At 67.9% G+C, this 23,238-nt stretch carries 19 protein-coding genes; 3 read left to right on the forward strand and 16 right to left on the reverse strand.

The annotated features are described in order from the left end of the window. Positions 1 to 57 precede the first annotated feature (57 nt). The 14 genes from phbB to CK620_RS01050 form a co-directional block, all read right to left on the reverse strand. Positions 58 to 795 carry an acetoacetyl-CoA reductase gene (phbB, locus tag CK620_RS00985; RefSeq protein ID WP_095542896.1) on the reverse strand — a complete coding sequence of 246 codons (738 nt, stop codon included), beginning with the start codon at positions 793 to 795 and terminating at the stop codon, positions 58 to 60. Positions 796 to 898: 103 nt separating this feature from the next. Next, positions 899 to 1,906, reverse strand: a complete 1,008-nt coding sequence (locus tag CK620_RS00990) for a class I SAM-dependent methyltransferase (protein WP_095548739.1) — start codon at positions 1,904 to 1,906, stop codon at positions 899 to 901. After that, positions 1,903 to 2,553 (reverse strand): DUF1415 domain-containing protein, encoded by a 651-nt coding sequence (locus CK620_RS00995; RefSeq protein ID WP_095548740.1) that lies wholly within the window; start codon positions 2,551 to 2,553, stop codon positions 1,903 to 1,905. Before CK620_RS00995 ends, CK620_RS00990 begins: the two co-directional genes overlap by 4 nt. Beyond that, positions 2,554 to 3,681, reverse strand: coding sequence for an acyltransferase family protein (locus CK620_RS01000; RefSeq protein WP_095543693.1), 1,128 nt, complete (start codon positions 3,679 to 3,681; stop codon positions 2,554 to 2,556). Between the two features lie 46 nt (positions 3,682 to 3,727). After that, positions 3,728 to 7,348: a DNA polymerase III subunit alpha gene (gene dnaE / locus CK620_RS01005; protein ID WP_095548741.1), complete on the reverse strand. Its 3,621-nt coding sequence runs from the start codon at positions 7,346 to 7,348 to the stop codon at positions 3,728 to 3,730. A gap of 47 nt (positions 7,349 to 7,395) precedes the next feature. Then, complete coding sequence (locus tag CK620_RS01010; RefSeq protein WP_095548742.1) at positions 7,396 to 7,875, reverse strand: DUF2269 family protein; 480 nt, start codon at positions 7,873 to 7,875, stop codon at positions 7,396 to 7,398. Next, entirely contained in the window at positions 7,872 to 8,279 is a 408-nt protein-coding gene (locus CK620_RS01015) for a DoxX-like family protein (protein ID WP_095548743.1), read from the reverse strand. The genes CK620_RS01010 and CK620_RS01015 overlap by 4 nt, the downstream gene beginning before the upstream one ends. A 1-nt stretch (position 8,280) precedes the next feature. Then, positions 8,281 to 9,282, reverse strand: a complete 1,002-nt coding sequence (locus CK620_RS01020) for an NAD-dependent epimerase/dehydratase family protein (protein WP_095548744.1) — start codon at positions 9,280 to 9,282, stop codon at positions 8,281 to 8,283. Next, entirely contained in the window at positions 9,279 to 9,695 is a 417-nt protein-coding gene (locus CK620_RS01025) for a hypothetical protein (RefSeq protein ID WP_122253552.1), read from the reverse strand. The genes CK620_RS01020 and CK620_RS01025 overlap by 4 nt, the downstream gene beginning before the upstream one ends. Before the next feature lie 36 nt (positions 9,696 to 9,731). Beyond that, the gene (locus CK620_RS01030) at positions 9,732 to 10,253 is read right to left on the reverse strand and encodes a thiol-disulfide oxidoreductase DCC family protein (protein WP_095548746.1); all 522 of its coding nucleotides are present in this window, start codon (positions 10,251 to 10,253) and stop codon (positions 9,732 to 9,734) included. 48 nt (positions 10,254 to 10,301) lie between these two features. Then, entirely contained in the window at positions 10,302 to 10,799 is a 498-nt protein-coding gene (locus CK620_RS01035) for a type II toxin-antitoxin system RatA family toxin (protein WP_095548747.1), read from the reverse strand. A gap of 25 nt (positions 10,800 to 10,824) precedes the next feature. Next, positions 10,825 to 11,343 carry a GbsR/MarR family transcriptional regulator gene (locus CK620_RS01040; RefSeq protein ID WP_095538306.1) on the reverse strand — a complete coding sequence of 173 codons (519 nt, stop codon included), beginning with the start codon at positions 11,341 to 11,343 and terminating at the stop codon, positions 10,825 to 10,827. 158 nt (positions 11,344 to 11,501) lie between these two features. Further along, complete coding sequence (gene metH / locus CK620_RS01045) at positions 11,502 to 14,279, reverse strand: methionine synthase (RefSeq protein WP_095548748.1); 2,778 nt, start codon at positions 14,277 to 14,279, stop codon at positions 11,502 to 11,504. A 110-nt stretch (positions 14,280 to 14,389) separates the two neighbouring features. Next, on the reverse strand, positions 14,390 to 14,860 hold the full coding sequence (locus CK620_RS01050) for a PACE efflux transporter (RefSeq protein ID WP_095548749.1): 471 nt from the start codon (positions 14,858 to 14,860) through the stop codon (positions 14,390 to 14,392). Positions 14,861 to 15,001: 141 nt separating this feature from the next. Between CK620_RS01050 and CK620_RS01055 the strand changes: the two genes are divergently transcribed. The 3 genes from CK620_RS01055 to CK620_RS01065 all read left to right on the forward strand — a co-directional run bounded on the left by CK620_RS01055 (position 15,002) and on the right by CK620_RS01065 (position 21,094). Beyond that, complete coding sequence (locus tag CK620_RS01055; RefSeq protein ID WP_095543616.1) at positions 15,002 to 16,438, forward strand: Glu/Leu/Phe/Val family dehydrogenase; 1,437 nt, start codon at positions 15,002 to 15,004, stop codon at positions 16,436 to 16,438. Positions 16,439 to 16,553: 115 nt separating this feature from the next. Next, positions 16,554 to 17,942, forward strand: a complete 1,389-nt coding sequence (locus CK620_RS01060) for an efflux RND transporter periplasmic adaptor subunit (RefSeq protein ID WP_095548750.1) — start codon at positions 16,554 to 16,556, stop codon at positions 17,940 to 17,942. Beyond that, positions 17,933 to 21,094: an efflux RND transporter permease subunit gene (locus CK620_RS01065; RefSeq protein ID WP_095548751.1), complete on the forward strand. Its 3,162-nt coding sequence runs from the start codon at positions 17,933 to 17,935 to the stop codon at positions 21,092 to 21,094. Before CK620_RS01060 ends, CK620_RS01065 begins: the two co-directional genes overlap by 10 nt. Positions 21,095 to 21,171: 77 nt before the next feature. Here CK620_RS01065 and bktB read toward each other — a convergent pair whose 3' ends face one another. Then, positions 21,172 to 22,356 (reverse strand): beta-ketothiolase BktB, encoded by a 1,185-nt coding sequence (gene bktB / locus CK620_RS01070; protein WP_095548752.1) that lies wholly within the window; start codon positions 22,354 to 22,356, stop codon positions 21,172 to 21,174. Positions 22,357 to 22,677: 321 nt separating this feature from the next. Beyond that, on the reverse strand, positions 22,678 to 23,229 hold the full coding sequence (locus tag CK620_RS01075; RefSeq protein WP_095548753.1) for a phasin family protein: 552 nt from the start codon (positions 23,227 to 23,229) through the stop codon (positions 22,678 to 22,680). Between the last annotated feature and the right edge of the window lie 9 nt (positions 23,230 to 23,238).

Here is a 23,238-nt window from a genome sequence, read left to right on the forward strand (position 1 = left end):
GCGGCCCAAAAAACAGGGAGCCCGGCAGGCTCCCTGTGGCAGGGGGCGAGCGCTGGCTCAGCCCATGTGCAGACCGCCGTTGCAGGAGAAGTCCGCGCCGGTGGTGAAGCCCGAATCCTCACCAGCCAGCCAGGCGACGATGGAGCCGATCTCCTCGGGCGTGCCCAGGCGCTTGACGGGGATGGTGGCAACGATTTTCTCCAGCACGTCGGGGCGGATGGCCTTGACCATGTCGGTGCCGATGTAACCGGGGCTGACGGTGTTGACCGTCACGCCCTTGCCTGCCAGCTCCTGGGCCAGCGCCATGGTGAAGCCGTGCATGCCGGCCTTGGCGGCCGAGTAGTTGGTCTGGCCGGCCTGGCCTTTTTCGCCGTTGACGGAGCTGATCTGGATTACGCGGCCCCAGCCTTTTTCCACCATGTCCGGGATCACCTGCTTGGTGACGTTGAACATGCTGGTGAGGTTGGTGCTGATGACGGCGTCCCAGTCCTCGCGGGTCATCTTCAGGAACATGCGATCGCGCGTGATGCCTGCGTTGTTGACCAGCACGTCAATCGGGCCGTGCTCGGCCTTGGCCTGGGCAAAGGCCTGCACGGTGGATTCCCAATCGGCCACGTTGCCCACGCTGGCGTAGAACGTGAAGCCCTGGGCCTTTTGCTCGTCCAGCCATTTCTGGTAGTCGCGCGTGGGGCCGCAGCCGGCAATCACCTTGAAGCCATCCTGATGCAGGCGTCGGCAGATGGCTGTGCCGATACCGCCCATGCCGCCGGTGACGTAGGCTACTTTTTGCGTCATGCAATGCTCTCCTTGTGTTGTTGCAATGGCCGTTAATCTAGCCAAACTGGGGGCTGCTGCGCTATGCGCATAAACCCTTCATTGGCCGCGCGGGCTGCAGTTTTCAGGGTTTTTCCTGGGTGGGCGCGGGCAGTGCAAAGCGCTGCTGCAGCCATTGCTGCAGGCCCAGTTGCTCGGCCATGGCCTGCAGGCGCTCGCGCGCACTGCGCTGGCGCTGGCCAGTCCAACGGGCAATGATGAGCTCATTTTTCATGCTGTGCTCCCAGCCGGTCAGCTCGGTGACGGTGACCTGGTAGCCGCAGGCCTGCAGGTACAGGCAGCGCATGACGTTGGTGACGTGGCTGCCCAGCTCGCGCGTGTGCAGCGGGTGGCGCCAGAGCTCGGCCAGCGGGGTGCGCGCCAGCTGCAGGGCCTTGTTGCGGCGCAGGTGCGCGGCGACCTCGGCCTGGCAGCAGGGCACCAGCACCATGGCCTGGGCCTGCTTGGCCAGGCCGAAGGCGATGGCATCGTCGGTGGCGGTGTCGCAGGCGTGCAGCGCGGTGACGATGTCCACCCGCGCGGGCAGGCCCGGGTGCTTCTGGGCATCGGCCACGGCCATGGGCAGAAAGTCCATGCGTGCAAAGCCCTGGCGCTGGGCCAGCGCCTGTGATTGCGCCACCAGGGCCGGGCGCCATTCCACGCCGATGACGCGACCGCGCCCCAGCGGGCGCAGCACCAGGTCGTAGAGGATGAAGCCCAGGTAGGACTTGCCCGCGCCGTGGTCAACCAGCACGGGGCCGGCATCGACTGTGCCATCAGCGCTCTCGGCGCTCTGGGCGCCGCGCTGGCGGTCGATGTCGTGGATCAGCGGCTCGATGAATTGCACCAGATGCAGCACCTGCTTGAGTTTGCGGCGCGAGTCCTGGTTCAGCCGGCCTTCGCGCGTGAGGATGTGCAGCGCCTGCAGCAGCTCGATGCTGGCGCCGGCGGGTAGGCCCAGCTCGGCCAGTGCGGCTTGCCCTTGGGCAGCGGCGTCTTGCCGCGCGCGTCGATCCTGCTGCGCTTGCGGGGCCGGGCGGCGGCGCGCGCCGGGCTGCCTGGGTGCGGGGCTGGGGGTGAGCTTGCCTGTCATGACTGCTGCGGCCCGGCGGGGGGCGCGGGAGGGGTGGCGGCATCGGTGCTGGGCACGGCGGCATCGGCTGGGCCGAGGCCCAGCGCCTGCCAGCCGGCCAGGCCCAGGGCTTCGAGGGTGGCGATGTTGCGCTCGAAGATGGCGCTGGCATCGGGCACGGCCTGCACGGCCTGGGCGATGCTGTCCTCGCGCAGCAGGTGCAGCGTGGGGTAGGGCGCGCGGTTGGTGTAGTTGGCGATGTCCTCGGGCTCGGTGCCGGCGAACTGGTATTGCGGGTGAAAGTCGGCAATTTGCAGCACGCCCTCCAGCCCTAGGCGTTCGAGCAGGGCGTCGGCCTCGTCCAGGAAATCGTTGAAGTCCAGAAAGTCGTGCAGCATGTCCGGCACGATCAGCAGGCTGGTGTCGCGCTGTTCGGGGGGCAGGTCGGCCAGCGCCAGCAGCTCGCGCGCCAGATCCTTGAGCAGCTGCTGCGGCGTTTGAGCGCGGCTGACGGCGTAGTGCACCAGGCCCTTGTGCTGCACGGCCTTGGCGAAGGGGCAGAGGTTCAGGCCGATGACGGCCACATCGACCCAGCGCCGCGTGGCGGCGATCAAGGCTTGGTCGGGGGCGGGGTCAGGCGTGGGGTGTATTGCAGTCGGGTTGGTCATTCATTGCGCGGCCTTCGTGGCCGAGTCGGTCGTCGTGGGGAATGCAGCGCGGGGCATGATCCAGCGCAGGCTGAGGCGGTACAGCGGTCGCTCGATCAGGCGGTAGTGGATCCAGGCATAGACCAGGCAGGCCAGCAGCGCCAGCAAGTAGCTGGGCACGTGGCGCCACAGGCCCAGCAGGCCGGGCACCAGCGGCATCAGGATGTACATGCCGCGCAGCGCCAGCAGATGGGTGAGGTACAGCGAGTACGAGGCATCGCCCAGCCGGGCCGCCAGCAGCGCCGGGCGGCTGCGCGGCTCGGGCAGGCACAGGGCCACGACCAGCAGGCCGCAGGCCGGGATGCCAAACAGCATCACGCGCTCGGGGTAGTGGAAGTAGCCGGCCATGCCCGAGCCGCGCATCAGGCTGCTGCTCTGATAGAGATAGGCCGCAATGCAAAACAGCAAGCTGGCGGCCAGCCACAGTTGCCAGGGCTGTTGCGGGTGGCGGCGTACCCAGTCGCAGACCAGAAAGCCAGCAATGAATTCCAGCAGAAAGGGCGAGCAGGTGAACTCCACCAGCAGCGGCAGCCGGCCCAGGCCATCGGGGCTGTAGATGCCCTGCTGCGCAAAGGCCACGGTCAGCGTGGCGATGGCCAGCCCCAGCAGGAACAGAATGCGCAGCTGCGTGGCCCGCTGGCACAGCAGCAGCACGGCCACCAGCAGATAGAAGTACAGCTCGTACACCAGCGTCCAGACGATGGGCAGCAGCTGCGCATCCAGCGGCTGGGGCAGCAGCAGGAAGGACTTGAGCAGATTGATGTTCTTGCCCTCGTAGGCATTGCTGCCCAGGTACAGCGCCAGGAAGATCAGGAACACCGGCCACCAGCCGCTGTAGACGCGTGCAAAGCGCTTGACGGCAAAGCCCGCAGCGCTGCGCAGCCCGGGTTGTAGCTGGCGCGTGGTCTCGGCCATGATGGCGCCGCTGATGACGAAGAAGATGTCCACCCCGGCAAAGCCGATCTTGGCGATCTGGTGCAGTACCGGGATTTCCGGATAAACGATTTGCCACACGATGGGCGGCGTGGCGTGGTGCAGCGTGACCAGCAAGGCGGCGACGAAGCGCAGGATCTGGATGTTCTGGATCATGGGCAGATGGCCTGGGGTGTGATGGATGTGGGCGCTGCGGCGCGCTTCATGGATAGACCATCTGCACGCCGGCGCCGCCGTTGTGCACGCGCAGCGCGTGCAGGGCCTGCTCGCTGGGGAAGATGGCCTGCGCCTCGGGCAGCAGCAGCTCGGCGGCGGCGTGCTGGCCCTGCGCGCCGTGGCAGCGCAGGCGGATGCGCAGGCGCACGCCGCGCTTGCGCGGCGGTTCGGCCTCATCGTCCTCGGCATGGGCGGCTTGGATTTCGGCAGCGGGGCTGGCGTGCGCTGCGGGCTGGTGCGCCTGGATCCAGGCCTGCAATTGCTGCAATGGCTGCTGCGTGTTGCCCGCCTGCTCAGGCGCCAGCCAGTCCAGCTTCAGCCAGCGGCCGAAGGCGCAGCGGGCGCTGGGCAAATCCAGCGCGTCCTGCACGTTCAGGCGCGGCTCGAAGCCGTTGCGCCCTGGCTGGTAGCGGGCGTTGAGCACCAGCAGCTCATCTTCGCGGATGTGCTGGCCGCAGCGCGCCATCAGCGCCTCGTCGGCCACGGCCTCGATGGCGCCGCTTTTGTCGTCCAGCGTAAAGATGGTGACCTTGCCACGCGGGCCGTTGGCGCTGCGCAGGCCGCTGACGATGCCGGCCACGCGCTGCGTTTCGCGGCTGTCCTCCAGCGCGGCCACGGGCGTGCGCACGAACTGGCGTACCTCGGCCTCGTATTCGTCGAACAGGTGGCCGGAGAGGAAAAAGCCCAGCGCGGTTTTCTCGTGCAGCAGCTGCTCGCGCACGCCCCAGGGCAGGGTGGCCTGCAGCGGCGGCTCCTGGCCGCTGGCGCCCACGGCGTCTTCGCCCAGCATGTCGAACAGCCCGCCCTGGTTGGCATTGGCCAGCTGCGTGGCGGCCCATTCGAAGGCCATGTCCAGCGAGGCCAGCAGCGCAGCGCGATCGGCGTGGATGGTGTCGAAAGCGCCGGCCTTGATCAGCGCCTCGACCGTGCGCTTGTTGATTTTTTGCTTGTCCACGCGCAGGCAGAAGTCGAACAGGCTTTTGAACGGCCCGCTTTGGCGGCCCTTGTCGCCCTCGCCCCGGCCTTCGCGCGCGGCGATGATGGCTTCGATGGCGGCCTGGCCCGTGCCTTTGACGGCGCCCAGGCCGTAGCGGATGAGGCGGTTGGACACCGGCTCGAAACGGTAAGCGCCGTGGTTGACGTCCGGCGGCTCGAAGCGGATGCCGAATTTTTGCGCATCCTCCAGCAAGACCTTGAGCTTGTCCGTGTCGTCCATCTCAATGGTCATGTTGGCGCAGAAGAACTCGGCCGTGTAATGCACTTTGAGCCAGGCCGTGTGGTAGGCCAGCAGCGAGTAAGCAGCGGCGTGCGATTTGTTGAAGCCGTAGCCGGCGAACTTCTCCATCAAGTCGAAGACTTCGTCGGCCTTGGCCTCGCTGATGCCGTTCTTGGCCGCGCCCTCGCGGAAGATCAGGCGGTGCTTGGCCATTTCCTCGGGCTTTTTCTTGCCCATGGCGCGGCGCAGCAAGTCGGCGCCGCCCAGGCTGTAGCCGCCCAGGATCTGCGCGGTCTGCATCACCTGCTCCTGATAGACCATGATGCCGTAGGTCTCGCTCAGCACCTTTTCCACCAGCGGGTGCGGGTACTCGACCTCCTCCTTGCCGTGCTTGCGCGCCACGAAGCTGGGGATCAGGTCCATCGGGCCGGGGCGGTACAGGGCGTTGAGGGCGATGAGGTCTTCCAGGCGGCTGGGGCGCGCTTCCTTGAGCATGCCTTGCATGCCGCGGCTTTCGAACTGGAACACGGCCTCGGTGCGCCCTTCCTGAAACAGCTTGTAGGTGGCCTTGTCGTCCAGCGGCAGCTTTTCAAAGGCGAAGTCCTGCTGGCCGGGGTGGCGGGCGATGATGAACTGGCGCGCCAGCTCCAGGATGGTGAGCGTGGCCAGGCCCAGAAAGTCGAACTTGACCAGGCCGATGGCCTCCACGTCGTCCTTGTCGTACTGGCTCACGGCCGCATCGCTGCCGGGCTGCTGGTACAGCGGGCAGAAATCGGTGAGCTTGCCCGGCGCGATCAGCACGCCGCCGGCGTGCATGCCGATGTTGCGCGTCAGCCCTTCGAGCTTTTGCGCCATCTCGATCAGGGATTTGACTTCCTCCTCGTTCTCGATGCGCGCGGCCAGCAGCGGCTCGGCGGCGATGGCGTATTTCTCCTTGTCGGCCTCGCTGAGGTTCTCTGGCGGGTATTGCAGGGTGACGGGCTTGCCCGGCTTGTTGGGGATGAGCTTGCTGATGCCGTCGCAGAAGGTGTAGCTCATGTCCATCACCCGGCCCACGTCGCGGATGGCCGCGCGCGCGGCCATGGTGCCGAAGGTGGCGATCTGGCTGACGGCCTCGCGCCCGTACTTTTGCTTGACGTACTCGATCACGCGGTCGCGGTTGGTCTGGCAAAAGTCGATGTCGAAGTCGGGCATGGAGACCCGCTCCGGGTTCAGAAAGCGCTCGAACAGCAGGTTGTATTGCAGCGGGTCCAGATCGGTGATGGACAGCGCATAGGCCACCAGCGAGCCCGCGCCCGAGCCGCGCCCCGGCCCCACCGGGCAGCCGTTGGCCTTGGCCCACTGGATGAAGTCCGACACGATCAGGAAGTAGCCGGGAAAGCCCATTTTCAGGATGGTCTCCAGCTCGAACTCCAGCCGCTGCACGTAGCGAGGGCGCTCGGCTTCCCGCCGTGCGGCGTCGGGGTACAGCAGCGCCAGGCGCTGCTCCAGCCCGGCGTGCGATTGCTGGCGGAAGTAGCTCTCGATGGTTTCCCCCTCGGGGATGGGGAAGTCCGGCAGGCGCGGCTTGCCCAGCACCAGCGTCAGATTGCAGCGCTTGGCGATTTCCACCGTATTGGCGATGGCGCTGGGGATGTCGGCAAACAGCGCCTGCATTTGCGCGGCGGTCTTGAAATGCTGCTCAGGCGTGAAGCGGCGCTGGCGCTTTTGATCGCCCAGGATTTCGCCCTCGGCAATGCACACGCGCGCCTCATGGGCCTCGAACTCGTCGGCATCGAGAAACTGGATCGGGTGCGTGGCCACCACCGGCAGCCCGGCCTTGGCCGCCAACTGCACGGCCTGGGCGATGTAGCGCTCGTCATCGCGGCGGCCCGCGCGTTGCAGCTCAATGTAAAAGCGCCGGGGGAAGATGCGCGCCAGCTCCATCGCCCGCTCGAACGCCTGCGGGAAATCGCCATTGAGCAAGCTGCGCCCCACCGCCCCCTGCTGCGCGCCCGAGAGTGCAATCAGCCCCTGGCTGTGCTGCTCCAGTTGCGCCATGCTCACCTGCCCCATGCCCTGGGCCTGCGCGGCGGCGTGTTGCTTGTCCGTCCAGGCCAGCGCCAGCAGCGCGTTCAGGCTCAAATAGCCCTGCCAGTCTTGCACCAGCAGCAGCAGCCGCGTGGGCGCATCGCCAGGCGCCCCGGCCACCACCACCTCGGCGCCCAAAATGGGCTTGAGCCCCTTGCCGCGCGCCTTGGTATAGAACTTGACGGCGCCAAACAGATTGTTCAAATCGCTGATGGCCAGGGCCGGCTGCCCATCCTTGGCCGCGCGCGCGACCACATCGCCAATGCGGGCCGTGCCATCGACGACGGAAAACTCAGTGTGCAAACGCAGGTGAATAAACATGGGGCGCGATTGTAGGAGGGGGCATGGCCTGCCGGAAAAGCAAGGCATCACGCCGCCCACAGCGCGGGCTTGTTCACCATCAGCCAGTACACCAGCACCATGGCGATGAAGGCCGGGTAGCCCAGCGCCTCCCACCAGCGGGCCAGGCGTGCGTATTCATGGGGCAGGGCGCTGCCGCTGGCGTGGGCGGCCTGGGCCATGCGCGCCATGCGCAGTTGCAGCCACAGCACGGGCAGCCAGCAGGCGCCGGCCAGCGCGTACAGCGCCAGCGAGGCGGCCAGCCACGGCGTGCTCAGCGGCCAGCCGGCCCAGTAGGCCAGCAGCACGCCGGTGACGGGCTGCACGATGACGGCCGGCGTGGTGAACCAGGTGTCGGCGCGCACCACCAGGCGGCTGACCACGGCCTGCGCGGCCACGTTGCCCGAGCGGTTGGCAAAGAACATGTAGAAGGCCGAGCCAAAGCCCGTGCCAACCATCAGCACGCTGCTGAGGATGTGCAGCCATTTGACGATGAGATAGCTGTTCATGGGGCGCTCCGGTAGAGGACGAAAAGAATGGCCAGGATGGGCAGGTTCTTGCTCAGCGGGCCGATGGGGTGCAGCCACAGCGCGGGCAGCAGCGCGGTGGCGGCCAGCGTCAGGCCCAGCACGGCCAGGGCCGTGAGGGCGTAGGTGGCGCGGGTGGGCCGCCAGGTCAGCGCCAGCGCCAGGGCGATGTCCAGCGCCACGCCGCCGCCGATGAGCGCGTGCGCCAGCGGCCCCGGCGGCACGCCGCCAGCATGCAGCAGCGCCAGGCTTTGGCCGTTCCATTCGATCAGGCTGGCGGCCACGGTGAGCCAGCACACGGCGATCAGGCTGGCGCGCAGCAGGCGCAGTGCGCCAGGGGCGTGGATGTCATGCGGGGCGTGGCTGGTTGCGGGTGTGTTTGGCATGTCAGCCTCCGGCGGATGCGGCCAGGCCCGCGATGAAGCGCGCCGGGGGCGAGGCCGGGCGGCCCAGCAGCGCGGGCAGGGTGTGGGCGTCGGCCACGTTGTCGCTGGCCAGCAGGGCCAGCGATTGGCTGCACCAGGGGGAAAAGGGCAGGGCATCGCCCAGGCGCGCGCTGGCTTGGGTCAGCCAATGGGGCAGGGGCCAGATGCGGGCGGGGCGGGCGGGCGCTTTGCCATCCAGCGCACCCAGTTGCGTGCGCAGCAGGGCGATGTACTCGGCCAGCGTCATGGCCTGCGGGCCGGCCAGATCGGCCAGGCCGGTGAATGCGGCGGTGTTGTCGGCGATGTTGTTGGCGGTGAAGTCAGTGGTGGCGCTTGTGGCCGTGGCCGCGCCAGCGGGCGGCGGCAGCAGGCGCGCCACGGCACCGGCCAGGTCCCACACGGCCAGGGGCTGCACGCGCGCTTGCAGCACCGGGCGCGGCAAGGCCAGCCAGGGCAGGCGCGCCAGCGCCAGGAATAGGCGCGTGCTCTCGCCGCCCGCGCCAAACACCAGGCTGGGGCGCAGCACCGCGCCGTCGAGCTGGCCGGCCTCGGTCAGCGCCAGCAGGTGGGCGTCGGCGGCGCGCTTGGTGCGGGCGTAGGGGGTAGCGCCATGGGCGATGCCCAGCGCGGAGATCTGCACCACGCGGCGCAGGCCGTGGGCGGCGCAGGCGTCGAACAGGGCGCGCGGGGCGGCATCGTGCACCAGCGCCATGGGCCGTGCGCGGCTGTCGCGCAGCAGGCCCACGGCGTTGACCACCGCCTGCACGCCGTGCAGCAGCGGCGCCCAGTGAGCTGGCGTGCTGGCCTGGGTGAAATCCACAGCCGGGCTGCTGTGGCGGCTGGCGGCGCGCACCTGCCAGCCTGCGCGGCGCAGGGCCTGGGCGATGTGGCGGCCGATGAAGCCGTTGGCGCCGCACAGCAGCACGGTGGGGGCGGGGGCAGGTGTGGGGGCTGGGGCGGTCATAGAGCTTCTCCGGCATGGATTGGGGGAGTGGGGTCGCACAGATGGGCCAGGGCCTCGGCCTGGCGCCGGGCTTCGAGCAGGGCGGCCACTTGCCGCCAGACGCCGCGCGCGATCAGGGCCACGCTGACGAACACGCCGCCGCACATCAGCAGCAGGCTGTGGCGCAGGGCCTCGGCCGGTGCGGCGCTGGCGCGGAAATCGCCAAAGGCCAGCGCCAGCATCAGGCTGCCGCTGAGGGCCAGCAGGTAGGCGCAGCGCACCCAGAATTCGGCAGCGCTGCCGTCTTCGCACAGTGTGCGCAGCACGTGCACAAGGATGGGGCGCAGGTAGTGCACGGCCGCCAGCGGGCCGAGCAGGGCGATGAGCACGTTGGCCAGCAGCAGCGTCAGGTTCAAGGACTCGGTCGAAGTCATGGCAAGGCTCCTGTCAAGGTGGTGAAGAAGGGTTTGCTACTTTTTTAATAGCTGCTGGGGCTTGCTGGATGGGCGCTGGGGCGTGCTTTCATCCAGTCGGCAAGCGCCCGCCGGGCCGCAGCGCTGGCTGGCATGACGGGCGGCGTGGGCCTGTGCCTCCTGCAGGGGCTGTGCCAGGGGGCGCGCGAACAGCCAGCGCGCCAGCCAGCGGGGCAGACGCTGGCGGTGGCGCGCCAGGTGCGGGTAGAGCGCGCGGGCCAGCCAACCCAGCAGCGGATGGCGCAGGGCGCTTGCCACGCGGTGGCGGCCCACGGCGGCGTAGGCAGCCTCGAACGCGGGCACGCCCACCAGCACGCGGCCGTCGGCGGTCTGGGCGTGCATCAGGCGCATCAGCTCGGCCTGGGTGCAGCCGGCGGGTGCGCCGTCAAAGCCGGGGGGCGAGCAGTCCACCAGCCGCAGGCGGCCGTGTGCGTCGCGCTGCAAGAGCGCGTGCATCTCCGCCGCGCACAGCGGGCAGGAGGCGTCGTAGTACAGCGTCAGGGGGTAGGTGGCGGGCATGGTGATCTCCTTGGTTTTTAAAAATGGATATTTCAGAAAAAAGTGAAATCAAGGCGCAAAAAAAGGGGCGCGGCGGCTTGTGCTGCTTTTGCTGCTTTCGCGGCCTGGGCATGGCTCCAGGCTTTCGGCCAGGCGCTTGAGGGCGCGCAGGCGCTGGCGCGATTGGCGCTGCACGTAGCGGCCCACCAGCGGCGTGAGCAGCCAGGCCACGGCCCGGTGCAGGCGCAGGTGGTAAGTGAAGTGCACGCGGCAGCGCCCCGGCCCATCGGGCACGAAGCGCCAGCTGCCTGCCAGCGCGGCAAACAGCCAGGGCCCGCGCAGCAGGCGGAAGGCGGCCACGCGCGGGCGCTGAAAGCTGACGTAAGCCACGTCAAACGCCATGCCCAGCGGGGCCGGGCAGTGCGCCACGCGCGTGCCGTCGGCTGCGGTGGCGGGCCGGGCGTGCGGGGTCAGGCTGTCCCACAGCGGGCGCAGGGCGTAGTCCTGGCTCAGATCGAAGCAGGTGGCGGCGCTGGCCGCGATGTCGATGTGGGTTTGAATGCGCATGGGCGGCTCCTGGTCGGTTAAGGGTTCAGCGCACCAGCTTCTGCACGCTGGCGCCGAGCTTGAGCACTTTTTCCAGCGTGCTGGGCGACAGGCGCAGCATCTCCTCGCTCCAGGCGCCCAGCGCCTGCATGAAGCGCAGGGTTTCGCGCAGGCGGTCTTGCGCGTCGGGCGGCTCGGCGGCGAAGTCCTCGCGCGCCACCAGCTCGGCCAGCAGGCGCGTGGTGGGGTCGAACTCGCGCTCCTTGCGTTCGCGCACGATGGTGCGAAACAGCGCCCACACGTCGCTGGAGGTTTCAAAGTAATCGCGCCGGTCGCCCAGCACGTGGGTGACGCGGATCAGGTTCCAGTTCTGCAGCTCCTTGAGGCTGTTGCTCACGTTCGAGCGCGCCACGCCCAGGGTCTCGGCCAGCGCCTCGGCATGCAGCGGGCGGCCGTGGATGAACAGCAGCGCATGGATTTGCGCCACCGTGCGGTTAACGCCCCAGGCGGAGCCCATTTCGCCCCAGTGGACGACGAAGCGGCGTGCGATATCGGTCAGTTCCATGGGGTGGTAATGTATAGGAACTGAAATTTCTGTCAAGACAGAAATTATTTTCGCGGCTTCCTGTCATGGGCGATGGCGGGAAAGTGCTCCTACCTGTTTGCAGCGTGTTTGGCGGGGCGAGACAGCGGCTGCCCATCGGCCTGTCGCACCGCCAGTGCTCAATGCTCCAGCACGGGCGCGAGCAGGCGGCGCAGTTCGTCCTCGGGCATGGCGCGGCGCTGGGCCATGTCTTGCAGTTGGTCCTGGCCGATCTTGCCCAGGGTGAAGTAGCTGCTCTCGGGGTGGGCGATGTAGAAGCCGCTGACGCTGGAGGCGGGCCACATGGCCAGGCTTTCGGTCAGGCGCATGCCGATTTCGTCGGTGCGCAGGGTCTCGAACAAGGCGATTTTGGCGCTGTGGTCGGGGCAGGCGGGGTAGCCGGGCGCGGGGCGGATGCCCTGGTATTTCTCGGCGATCAGCTCCTCGTTGGAGAGCGCCTCCTGCGCGGCGTAGCCCCACAGGTCGGTGCGCACGCGCCAGTGCAGGTATTCGGCAAAGGCTTCGGCCAGGCGGTCGGCCAGAGCCTTGAGCATGATGGCCGAGTAGTCGTCCAGCGCGCGCTCGAATTCCTTTTCTTTTTTCTCGATGTCCAGCCCGGCGGTGACGGCGAACATGCCGGCGTAGTCGGCAATGCCACTGCTTTGGGGCGCGACGAAATCGGCCAGGCAGCGGCTGGGGCGCATGACGCCGCCCACGGCCTGCTTGGGCGCTTGCTGGCGCAGGCCCCACCAGGTCATCAGCGGCTGGGTGCGGGCTTCATTGCGGTAGAAAACGATGTCGTCGCCCACGCTGTTGGCCGGGTACAGGCCCATCACGCCGCTGGCCTTGAGCCAGCGCCCGTCGATGATCTTGCGCAGCATGGCCTGGCCATCGGCATAGACGCGCCGCGCCTCGACGCCGACGATTTCGTCGTCCAGGATGGCGGGGAAGGGGCCAGCCAGATCCCAGGTCTGGAAGAACGGCCCCCAGTCGATGAAGCGCTCCAGCTCGCGCAAATCGATGTTGTGGAACACGCGCCGCCCCAGCGCGCGTGGCGTGGCGGGGCGCCAGGCGCTCCAGTCGATGGAGGTGGCGTTGGCGCGCGCCTTGTCCAGCGGCCAAAGCGCGGCGGGCTTTTTGTTGGCGTGCAATTGGCGCACGTGCTCGTAATCGGCCTGGGTCTCGGCGATGAAGGCGCTGGCGCCTTCGCCCAGCAGGTTTTGCGCAATGCCCACGCTGCGCGAGGCATCGGGCACGTAGACGACCGGGCCTTCATAGTGCGGCGCGATCTTCACGGCGGTGTGCACGCGGCTGGTGGTGGCGCCGCCGATGAGCAGCGGGATGCCGCGCTCCTTGAACCAGTTGTCCTTTTGCATCTCCCCGGCCACGTACTGCATTTCCTCCAGGCTGGGGGTGATCAGGCCGGAGAGGCCGATGATGTCCGCGCCTTCTTCCTTGGCTTTGGCGAGGATTTCGTGGCAGGGCACCATCACGCCCATGTTGACCACTTCAAAGTTGTTGCACTCGAGCACGACGGAGACGATGTTCTTGCCGATGTCGTGCACGTCGCCCTTGACGGTGGCCATGACGATTTTGCCGTTGCTCTTGACCTGCGCGCCGCTGGCCTGGAGCTGGCGTTTTTCCTCCTCGATGTAGGGCACCAGATGGGCCACGGCCTGCTTCATCACGCGCGCGGATTTGACCACCTGCGGCAAAAACATCTTGCCCTGGCCGAACAGGTCGCCCACGATGTTCATGCCGTCCATCAGCGGCCCTTCGATGACGTGCAGCGGCCGCCCGCCTTTGGCGCGAATGGCCTGCCAGGCCTCTTCCGTGTCCTGTACGATGAAGTCGGTGATGCCCTGCACCAGCGCATGGGCCAGGCGCTTTTCCACCGGCACGGGGTGTTCTGGCGTGCCGCGCCATTCGAGCTTTTTGCTCTCGTCCTTGGCCTGGCCCTTGGCGCTTTCGGCAATTTCCACCAGGCGCTCGCCCGCATCGGGGCGGCGGTTGAGGATCACGTCCTCCACGCGCTCGCGCAAGGTCGGCTCCAGGTCGTCATACACGCCAATCATGCCGGCGTTGACGATGCCCATGTCCATGCCCGCCGCAATGGCGTGGTAGAGGAACACGGTGTGGATGGCCTCGCGTACCGGGTCGTTGCCGCGAAAGCTGAAGGAGACGTTGCTCACCCCGCCCGAGACCTTTGCGCCCGGCAGGTTTTGCTTGATCCAGCGCGTGGCCTCGATGAACTCCACGGCGTAGTTGTCGTGCTCCTCAATGCCGGTGGCCACGGCGAAGATGTTGGGGTCGAAGATGATGTCCTCGGGCGGGAAGCCCACCTCATCGACCAGGATGCGATAGGCGCGCTCGCAGATTTCGATCTTGCGCGCGAAGGTGTCGGCCTGGCCCTTCTCGTCAAAGGCCATCACTACGGCCGCCGCGCCGTAGTGCTTGATGAGCGTGGCCTGGCGCTTGAACTCCTCCACCCCCTCCTTCATCGAGATGGAGTTGACCACGCCCTTGCCCTGGATGCAGCGCAGCCCGGCCTCGATCACCTCCCACTTGGAGGAATCGACCATGATGGGCACGCGCGCAATGTCCGGCTCGCTGGCAATCAGGTTCAGAAAGCGCACCATCGCCGCCTTGGAGTCCAGCATGGCCTCGTCCATGTTCACGTCGATGATTTGCGCGCCGTTCTCCACCTGCTGGCGCGCCACGGCCAGGGCTTCTTCATACTGGCCGTTGAGAATCATGCGCGCAAACGCCTTGGAGCCGGTGACGTTGGTGCGCTCGCCAATGTTGACGAACAGCGTGCCTTCGTCGATGGTCAAAGGCTCTAGCCCCGCCAGGCGCAGCGGCGGCATGGCAGGGGGCGTGGCAGAAGAGGCGGCAGGGGCAGCAGCGGCGCGGGTCATTGGCGCTCCGGGAAATGAGGGGGGCGGAAATCAGGCAAACCCGCTATTGTGCCAGCCCGCCGCCAGGCGGGCGCCCGGCCCGGTTGGCGGCGGGCGCCGATTGGCCTGGCTCAGCGCGCTTGAGTCTTGCCCGCCTGGGCCGGCGCGCCCTGCAGTGGCTGGGCGGCTGTGGGCAAGCCAAAGATGCGGTCAAAGCACCAGGTAAAGACGAAGGTGTAGACCAAGAAGAACAGCATCAGACCAAAGTCCATCACGAAAGCCTGCCAGAGGCTCACGCCCAGCAGCCAGGCCAGCAGCGGCACCAGGAAGAAGATCAGTCCGCCCTCGAAGCCCAGGGCGTGGGCCAGGCGGCGCCGAATGCTGCGGCCCCGGGTGGGTTGGCGCGCCTCCCAGCGCTCGAATAAGGTATTGAAGATGTAGTTCCAGGTCACTGCGGTGGCCGAGGCCGCCACGGCCGCCAGCAGCGCGCGCTGCATGCCGCTGCTGCTCAGCAGCGCCAGCCCCCAGCTGGAGACGGCAATGGCGATGGCCTCGTAGATCAGCACATAGACGATGCGGCGGCGTTTGCCCTGGAGTTTCATGGCGGCGAGTCGGTGGGGCGGCAAAGGGCGAGACTGTAGCGCCATTGGCTGGGCTTTGCGCGCCGGCGGCATGGACAAGGCCTGACGCCGCGCTTATGCTGCCGGCCGTTGCGTTGTACGTATAGAGGTAAGGAGATCAATATGCCCCCTTCTGGCAAGAACAAGTCGGCAGCCAAGGATGCCGCGAAGAAAAAGGACAAGGACGCCAAAGGCCGCGCCAAGCGCGAGGCGAAACACGCTGCCAAGGCCGCCAAGGGCCAGGGCGCCAAGCCGGCGGCAGCGCCGTCGTCGCCACTGTCGCAGCAGCATGCGCTGCCCTCGTATCTGGATCCGGCCCACCTGGGCCCCTGGGGCATTTACCTGAAGCAGGTCGATCGCGTCACGCCCTACCTGGGCCATTTGGCCAAGTGGGTCGAGACGCTCAAGCACCCCAAGCGCTCGCTGATTGTGGACGTTCCCATCGAGCTCGATGATGGCTCGGTGGCGCATTTCGAGGGCTATCGCGTGCAGCACAACCTCTCGCGCGGGCCTGGCAAGGGCGGCGTGCGCTTTCACCAGGATGTGACGCTCTCCGAAGTCATGGCCTTGTCGGCCTGGATGTCGATCAAGAACGCGGCCGTGAACGTGCCTTATGGCGGCGCCAAGGGCGGCATCCGCATCGACCCGCGCAAGTATTCGCAGGCCGAGCTCGAGCGCGTGGCGCGCCGCTACACCAGCGAGATCGGCCTGATCATCGGCCCAAACAAGGACATCCCCGCGCCGGACGTGAACACCAACGAGCGCACCATGGCCTGGATGATGGACACCTACTCCATGAACATCGGCGCCACGGCCACGGGCGTGGTCACCGGCAAGCCGGTGGAGATTGGCGGCTCATTGGGGCGGCGTGAGGCCACCGGGCGCGGCGTGTTCACCGTCGGCGTCGAGGCGGCCCGGCTCATCGGCCTGGACATCGAAGGCGCGCGCGTGGCCGTGCAGGGCCTGGGCAATGTGGGCGGCACGGCCGCGCGCCTGTTTGCCGAGGCGGGTGCCAAGATCGTCGCCGTGCAGGACCACACAGGCTCGCTCTACCGCGCCAGCGGGCTGGATGTCGAGGCCTTGCTGGCGCATGTGCGTGACAGCGGCGGCGTAGGCGGCTTCAAGAAGGCCGACAAGCTCAGCGGCGAGGAGTTCTGGGGCGTGGACTGCGACATCCTCATCCCGGCGGCGCTGGAAGGGCAGATCACCGAGGACAATGCGCCGCGCATCAAGGCGCGCATGGTGATCGAGGGAGCCAACGGCCCGACCACGCCCGGCGCCGATGACATCCTGGATGACAAGGGCGTGCTGGTGCTGCCCGACGTGATTGCCAACGCCGGCGGCGTGACGGTGAGCTACTTCGAGTGGGTGCAGGACTTCTCCAGCTTTTTCTGGACCGAGGACGAGATCAACCAGCGCCTGGTCAAGATCATGAAGGACGCCTTCCACGCCGTCTGGCAGGTGGCGCAGCAGCACCAGGTCAACCTGCGCACGGCCACCTTCATCGTGGCCTGCTCGCGCATCCTGCTCGCCCGCGAGCTGCGCGGCCTGTATCCTTGAGCGCCGCCCGCCGCCGTGCGGGCTTTGGCTTTGTTCGAGAACCTCTGCACTATCCGGCGCCAGCCGCTGGGGTAGTGCAGAGGTTTGCTTTGTTTTCTTGCCTTGTCGGTGTGCCATGCGGCCCTTGTTGCGCAAAACCCTGTTGCTGATCGTTCTGCTGCTGTCGCTGCTGCTGGCCTGGTGGTTGCAGCGCCCTGAGGGGCAGGCATTGCTGGCGCGCACGCTGGGCTGGCAGGCAGCGGGCAATACTGCGGCAGGGCAGGGGGAGCGGCCATCTGCAGGACCTGCAGCGCCCTTGAAGCCTGGGCCACAGGCCAATGCATCGGCCAGTGCCCCGGCCTTGATCGAGGTGGCCCAGGCCATTGGCCGGCCGCTGCGCGATGTGGCGCAGGCCACTGGCACGCTGCGCGCGCGCCAGAGCAGTGCGCTGCGCCCGCAGGCCAGCGGGCGGGTGCGCGCCATCCACTTCCGCGAAGGCCAGCCGGTGCGCAAGGGCCAGTTGCTGCTGCAGCTGGACGATCGGCTCGAGCGCGCCCATTGGCAGCAGGCCCAGGCCGAGCTGGAGCTGGCCCGCGCCAACCACGGCCGCAGCCGCGAGCTGGTGCAGCGCGGCTTCATCAGCCGCGCCGCGCTCGAAGAAAGCGCGGCCAAGCTGCAGATCGCCCAGGCACGGCGTGATCTGGCCCAGGCCCAGCTCGAGCGCCTGCGCATCCAGGCGCCGTTCGACGCAGTGGCCGGCCTGGCCGATGTGCACGTGGGCGACTACGTGCGCGAAGGCGAGGTGGTGCTGCAGCTGCAGGATTTGGATGTACTGCTGGTGGACTTTCGCCTGCCCGAGCGCGTGGCCGCGCAACTGGCCGTAGGCCAGGCCGTGCAGCTGCGCTTTGACGCGCTGCCCGGAGTGCAGCGCCAGGCCACGGTACAGGCCATCGACCCGCTGGTCGATGCGCAAGAGCGTGCGCTGGCATTGCGCGCGCGTCTGCCCAACCCCGACCGGCAGTTGCGCCCGGGCATGTCGGCCCAGGTGGAGCTGGTGCTGCAAGAGCGCGCCCAGGCCGTGCTGGTGCCAGAGCAGGCTGTGCTGAGCAATGCCCAGGGGCCTGCGCTGATCCGGGTGCAGCCCTGGCAGGCCCAGGCGCCCACGCCGCAGGGCGATGGCCGCCTGGGCTGGCCGCCGCAGACGGTGTTTCGCACCGAGCGCCTGCCGGTGCAACTGGGCCAGCGCCTGCCCGGCTGGGTGGAGGTGCGCGGTGAGGGCCTGGCAGTGGGCGATGTGGTGATGGTGGCCGGCCAGCACCGCGCCAACCGCTCGGGCCAGCGCGTGCGCATCCGCTGGGCCGAGCCTGAGCCGCCGCCGTTGTCCGATCACGCCACCCCCAGCCCCCATGATGGCCCCAGCCCCGAGGCGGGCCAGGACGCCGCATTCGGTGCAACGCTCAGTGCAGCGCCCGCGCCTGGGCAGCCGCTGCGCCGCAGTGCCATGCGGGGTGTGCCATGGGCCTGAGCGAGCTGTCGGTGCGCCGGCCGGTGCTGGCGACGGTGATGTCGCTGCTGCTGGTGCTGGTGGGGCTGGTGAGCTTTTTCACGCTCACGGTGCGCGAATACCCGCGCACCGACGAGCCGGTGGTGACGGTGCGCGCCAGCTACAGCGGCGCGTCGGCAGCAGTGGTGGAGTCGCGCGTGGCCAAGCCGCTGGAGGACTCGATCGCAGGCATCGAAGGCGTGGATGTGATCAGCTCCATCAGCCGCGCCGGGCAGGCGCAGATTACCGTGCGCTTCGTGCTGGAGAAGGACCCGGACAGCGCCGCCGCCGAGGTGCGCGACCGCGTCGCGCGCGTGCGCGCCCGCCTGCCGGCGGAGATTGACGAGCCGGTCGTGGCCAAGGTCGAGGCCGATGCCACGCCGGTGATCTGGCTGGCCTTCAGCTCGGCGCAGCGCAGCCCGCTGGAGATCAACGAGCTGATGCTGCGCATTGCGCGCCCATTGCTGCAAACCGTGCCGGGCGTGGCCGACACGCCCATTTTTGGCGAGCGCCGTTACGCCATGCGCGTCGCGCTGCAGCCCGAGCGCATGGCCGCGCACGGGCTGACGGTTGAGGAGATCGAGAGCGCCATCCGCGCCAGCAATCTGGAGCTGCCCGCAGGGCGCATCGAATCGCACGAGCGAGAGCTGAACGTCGTCTCGCACACAGAGCTGGTCACGCCCAGCCAGTTTGCCGACATCGTGCTGCGCCATGGCGCGGGCCTGAAGCTGCGCCTGGGCGACGTGGCCCAGGTCGAGGAAGGGCCGGCCAGCCTGCGCAGCCGCGTGCGCTTCAATGGGCAAGAGGCCGTTTCCATGGGCATCGTGCGCCAGGCCACGGCCAATCCGCTGGAGGTGGCCGCAGGCATTCGCCAGGCGCTGCAGCGCCTGCGCGCCGAGCTGCCCGGCGATGTGCAGGTCACCATCGCCAACGACAACGCGGTGTTCATCGAGCGCTCCATCGCCAGCGTGTACGCCACCATCGCCGAGGCTGTGCTGCTGGTGGTGCTGGTCATCGTGGTCTTTCTGGGCTCGCTGCGCGCGGCGCTGGTGCCCATCGTCACCATCCCCATCAGCCTGATTGGCACCTTTGCGCTGATGGCGCTGGCGGGCTTTTCGATCAATACGCTGACGCTGCTGGCCATGGTGCTGGCCATTGGCCTGGTGGTGGACGACGCCATCGTCATGCTGGAGAACATCCACCGCCACATTGAGGCCGGGCAGCGGCCCTTTGAGGCCGCCATCGCGGGCGCGCGCGAGATCGGCTTTGCCATCGTCGCCATGACGCTGACGCTGGCGGCCGTCTATGCGCCGCTGGCTTTTACGCCAGGGCGCACCGGGCGGCTGTTTGCCGAGTTCGCGCTCACGCTGGCCGGGGCCGTGCTGGTCTCGGGCTTTGTGGCGCTGACGCTCTCGCCCATGCTGTGCGCGCTGCTGTTGCGCCCCCATGCCCAGGCCGGGCGCTGGGCGCAGGCCGTGCAGCGGGCGCTGCGCGGGCTGGAGCGCGGCTATGCAAGCGTGCTGGGCTGGACGGTGCGCACACGCGCCGAGGCGGCCGGGCAGGCCCTGGCCGCCGCGAAAAAGACAGCGCCCGCGCCGCCACCGGCCGCATCAACCTTGTTGGCTGCAGCGGCGCAGCGACCAGTCTGGGCCGGGCGCATGGCCGTGTTGCTGGCCATGCTCGGCTGCGGTCTGGCACTGGCCTGGCTGTATCCGCGCCTGCCGGCCGAGCTGGCGCCAATGGAGGATCGCGGCACGCTGCAGGTGCGCATGAGCGCGCCCGATGGCGCCTCGCTGGACTACACCGACCGCTATGTGCGCGAGGCCGAGGCGCTGGTGCGGCGCCACCCGGAGTTCGACCGCGTTTTCGCCAGCGTTGGCAACCCCACGGTGCAAAACGGCACGCTGACCGTGCGCACCGTGGACTGGAGCGAGCGCCAGCGCGGCATCGAGGCCTTGGCCGCTCAGGTCGGGCGAGACATGCGCGAGGTGCCGGGCGTGTTCAGCTTTTTGAATACACCGCCGCCGCTGGGCATGGGCTTTAGCAGCCGACCGCTGCAGTATGTGATCCAGACCACCGGCAGCTATGAGCAGCTGCACGAGATCGTGCAGCAGTTCATGCAGGCTATGCGCGAGCACCCGGCCATCGACAGCCCGGATGTGGATCTGCGCCTGAGTGCGCCGCAGCTGCGCATCGAGGTCGATCGCGAGCGCGCGGCCGACCTGGGCGTGCAGCCGGCCACGGTGGCGCGCACATTGGAGAGCCTGCTGGGCGGGCGCATCGTCACGCGTTACAAGAAAGGCGCCGAGCAGTACGACGTTTGGGTGCAGCTGGCGGCGCCGGCGCGCGCCACGCCAGAGCAAATCGGCCGCATTCAGGTGCGCAGCGCCCAGGGCGCGCTGGTGCCGCTGTCGGCGCTGCTGCGCAGCGATGAGGGCGCGGCGCCGCGCGAGCTCAACCACTTCGGCCAGCGCCGCTCGGCCACGCTGACCGCTCGCATCGCGCCCGGCTACACGCTGGGCCAGGCGCTGGACTTCATGGATGAGCTGGCCGCACGCACCTTGCCGGCTGGCCAGGGCTATGCCACGGCTTTGAGCGGCGCATCGCGCGAGTACCGCAGCGCACAGGGCGCGCTGACGCTGGTTTTTGCGCTGGCGCTGCTGTTCATCTACCTGGCGCTGGCGGCACAGTTCGAAAGCTTCGTCGATCCGCTGGTCATCATGGTCTCGGTGCCCCTGTCCATGGTGGGCGCGCTGCTGGCCCTGTGGCTCAGCGGCGGCACGCTCAACGTCTATTCACAGATCGGGCTGATCACGCTGGTCGGGCTGATCACCAAGCACGGCATCCTGATCGTTGAGTTTGCCAACCAGATGCGCCAGCAGGGCATGGCGCTGGCGAAGGCCACGCGCACTGCCGCCGTGCAGCGCCTGCGCCCCATCCTGATGACCACGGCCGCAATGGCGCTGGGCGCGCTGCCGTTGGCCCTGGCCAGCGGCGCCGGGGCCGAAAGCCGGCGCCAGATTGGCTGGGTCATCGTCGGCGGCATGGGCCTGGGCACGCTGCTGACGCTGCTGCTGGTGCCCACGGTCTATTTGCTGCTGGCGCGCCGCCGGGTGCCGGGCGCGCGGGCATGAAAAAAGCCACGCGGGCCTGGCGGCTGCGTGGCTTGGCTGTGGTGCGCCCTGAATTGGCCAGGGCGTAGGCTGTCAGATCACATGCGCTCGAAGATGGCGGCAATGCCCTGACCGCCGCCGATGCACATCGTCACCAGCGCATAGCGACCGTTGATGCGCTGCAGCTCGTGCAGGGCCTTGACGGTGATCAGCGCGCCGGTGGCGCCGATGGGGTGGCCCAGCGAGATGCCCGAGCCGTTGGGGTTGACCTTGGCCGGATCCAGGCCCAGGTCGCGCGTGACGGCGCAGGCCTGGGCGGCAAAGGCTTCGTTGGCCTCGATCACGTCCAGGTCGTCAATGCTCAGGCCGGCTTTTTTCAGCGCCAGCTTGGAGGCGGGCACCGGGCCGATGCCCATGTACAGCGGCTCCACGCCGGCGTGCGCATAGGCCACCAGGCGCGCCATGGGCTTGAGGCCCTTGCTCCGGGCGGCCTTGGCCTCCATCAGCACCACGGCGGCGGCGGCGTCGTTCAGGCCCGAGGCATTGCCGGCCGTGACGCTGCCGTTTTCTTTGACGAACACCGGCTTGAGCTTGCCGAAGTCCTCCAGCTTGGCGCCGGCGCGGAAGTGCTCGTCGGTATCGAACACCACCTCGCCCTTGCGGGTCTTGATGCTCACGGGCACGATCTGGTCCTTGAAGTAGCCGCCGGCAGTGGCGCGCTCGGCGCGTTGGTGGCTCTCCAGCGCCAGCTGATCCTGGTCCTCACGGCTGATGCCCCACTTGGCGGCGATGTTCTCGGCCGTCACGCCCATGTGGACGGTGTTGAAGGGGTCGTGCAGCGCGCCGACCATCATGTCCACCAGGCTCACGTCGCCCATGCGCGCGCCCCAGCGGGTGTTGAGGCTGGCGTAGGGCGCGCGGCTCATGCTCTCGGCGCCCGCGCCAATGGCCACGTCGGCATCGCCCAGCAGAATGCTCTGGCTGGCCGAGACAATGGCCTGCAGGCCCGAGCCACACAGGCGGTTGACGTTGAAGGCCGGCGTCTCGATCGGGCAGCCGCCTTCGATGGCGGCCACGCGCGAGAGGTACATGTCGCGTGGCTCGGTATTGACGACGTGGCCAAAGACCACATGGCCCACATCCTTGCCTTCGAGCTGCGCGCGCTTGAGCGACTCCTTGAGCACCAGCGCCCCCAGCGCGGTGGGCGGCATGTCCTTGAGGCTGCCGCCATAGGTACCGATGGCAGTGCGCACGGCACTGACGACCACGACTTCACGACTCATTGTGTATTCCTTTGCTTGAGGTTGAAAAACAGCGCGGGCCCCGTCGATGTGCCCCATGGGCGGCGCGTGTGCAGCAGGCCCGCATCGATTCGCTGCATACGCATCGGACCAGCCTGCGATGATGACACGAAAAACCAAAGCCACAGCGCGGGTTTTCATGCAGGCTCGGCCTGCAGGCGCCGCTGGCTGGACGCTCAGGCAAAAAAAAGCCCGGCACGGGGCCGGGCTGAAGGGATCCATGAAAATGGTTTCGAAAGGATCCAAGGAGACAACTTGTAGGTGATCGCCCGGCCTGAGGCCAGAGCGCATGCACCAAAAGGATTACGAGCGGCGACGCGAAGCGGCCGACTTGGCGGCGTTGGTGGCGCTTTCGGTCACGGCGTTGAAGTTGGCCTGGGCCACGTCAGAAGCCTGCTTGACGGTTTTCTGCACCGATTCGAAGGCGTTGTTGGCTGCCGAGATGGCGCTGCGCACCACGGCCACGGAGGCTTCCGTGCCAACAGGGGCGTTCTTGGCAGCGCTTTCGACCAGGTTGTTCATGGCCTGCTGGGCTTCGGCAGTGCGCTCTTCGACCATGCGGTTGATTTCCTGACCGCTTTCCGAAGCGATTTCATACAGCTGGCGGCTGTAGTTGGAGACTTTCTCGGCCAGGGGCTGGAAGATGCTCGACTGCAGGGCGGCCAGTTCCTGAGCGTCCTTGATGGACAGCACGGCCTGGCTGTGCTTGGCGGCGTCGTTCAGGGCTTCGCGCGAGACCTTGACGTTCAGCTCGATGAGCTTTTCCACGCTTTCGAAGGCCTTGTTGGTCAGGCCGAACAGCTGCTCGATGTTGGCCTTGTGGGCAGCCAGGATTTGCTCAGGGGTCAGTGCCATTTTTCTCTC

Source organism: Vandammella animalimorsus, from assembly GCF_002285285.1.
In the GTDB taxonomy this organism is placed as follows: Bacteria; Pseudomonadota; Gammaproteobacteria; order Burkholderiales; family Burkholderiaceae_C; genus Lampropedia; species Lampropedia animalimorsus.

Bases quoted from the DNA above. Each gene is read 5' to 3' on its own strand.
- CK620_RS01030 (WP_095548746.1), bottom strand. From the start codon at position 10,253: ATGCCCGCCACCTACCCCCTGACGCTGTACTACGACGCCTCCTGCCCG.
- CK620_RS01025 (WP_122253552.1), bottom strand. From the start codon at position 9,695: ATGACTTCGACCGAGTCCTTGAACCTGACGCTGCTGCTGGCCAACGTG.
- CK620_RS01000 (WP_095543693.1), bottom strand. From the start codon at position 3,681: ATGATCCAGAACATCCAGATCCTGCGCTTCGTCGCCGCCTTGCTGGTC.
- bktB (WP_095548752.1), bottom strand. From the start codon at position 22,356: ATGAGTCGTGAAGTCGTGGTCGTCAGTGCCGTGCGCACTGCCATCGGT.
- CK620_RS01015 (WP_095548743.1), bottom strand. From the start codon at position 8,279: ATGCCAAACACACCCGCAACCAGCCACGCCCCGCATGACATCCACGCC.
- CK620_RS01040 (WP_095538306.1), bottom strand. From the start codon at position 11,343: ATGGAACTGACCGATATCGCACGCCGCTTCGTCGTCCACTGGGGCGAA.
- CK620_RS01010 (WP_095548742.1), bottom strand. From the start codon at position 7,875: ATGAACAGCTATCTCATCGTCAAATGGCTGCACATCCTCAGCAGCGTG.
- phbB (WP_095542896.1), bottom strand. From the start codon at position 795: ATGACGCAAAAAGTAGCCTACGTCACCGGCGGCATGGGCGGTATCGGC.
- CK620_RS01075 (WP_095548753.1), bottom strand. From the start codon at position 23,229: ATGGCACTGACCCCTGAGCAAATCCTGGCTGCCCACAAGGCCAACATC.
- CK620_RS01055 (WP_095543616.1), top strand. From the start codon at position 15,002: ATGCCCCCTTCTGGCAAGAACAAGTCGGCAGCCAAGGATGCCGCGAAG.
- CK620_RS00990 (WP_095548739.1), bottom strand. From the start codon at position 1,906: ATGACAGGCAAGCTCACCCCCAGCCCCGCACCCAGGCAGCCCGGCGCG.
- CK620_RS01035 (WP_095548747.1), bottom strand. From the start codon at position 10,799: ATGCGCATTCAAACCCACATCGACATCGCGGCCAGCGCCGCCACCTGC.
- CK620_RS00995 (WP_095548740.1), bottom strand. From the start codon at position 2,553: ATGACCAACCCGACTGCAATACACCCCACGCCTGACCCCGCCCCCGAC.
- metH (WP_095548748.1), bottom strand. From the start codon at position 14,279: ATGACCCGCGCCGCTGCTGCCCCTGCCGCCTCTTCTGCCACGCCCCCT.
- CK620_RS01020 (WP_095548744.1), bottom strand. From the start codon at position 9,282: ATGACCGCCCCAGCCCCCACACCTGCCCCCGCCCCCACCGTGCTGCTG.
- CK620_RS01060 (WP_095548750.1), top strand. From the start codon at position 16,554: ATGCGGCCCTTGTTGCGCAAAACCCTGTTGCTGATCGTTCTGCTGCTG.
- dnaE (WP_095548741.1), bottom strand. From the start codon at position 7,348: ATGTTTATTCACCTGCGTTTGCACACTGAGTTTTCCGTCGTCGATGGC.
- CK620_RS01050 (WP_095548749.1), bottom strand. From the start codon at position 14,860: ATGAAACTCCAGGGCAAACGCCGCCGCATCGTCTATGTGCTGATCTAC.
- CK620_RS01065 (WP_095548751.1), top strand. From the start codon at position 17,933: ATGGGCCTGAGCGAGCTGTCGGTGCGCCGGCCGGTGCTGGCGACGGTG.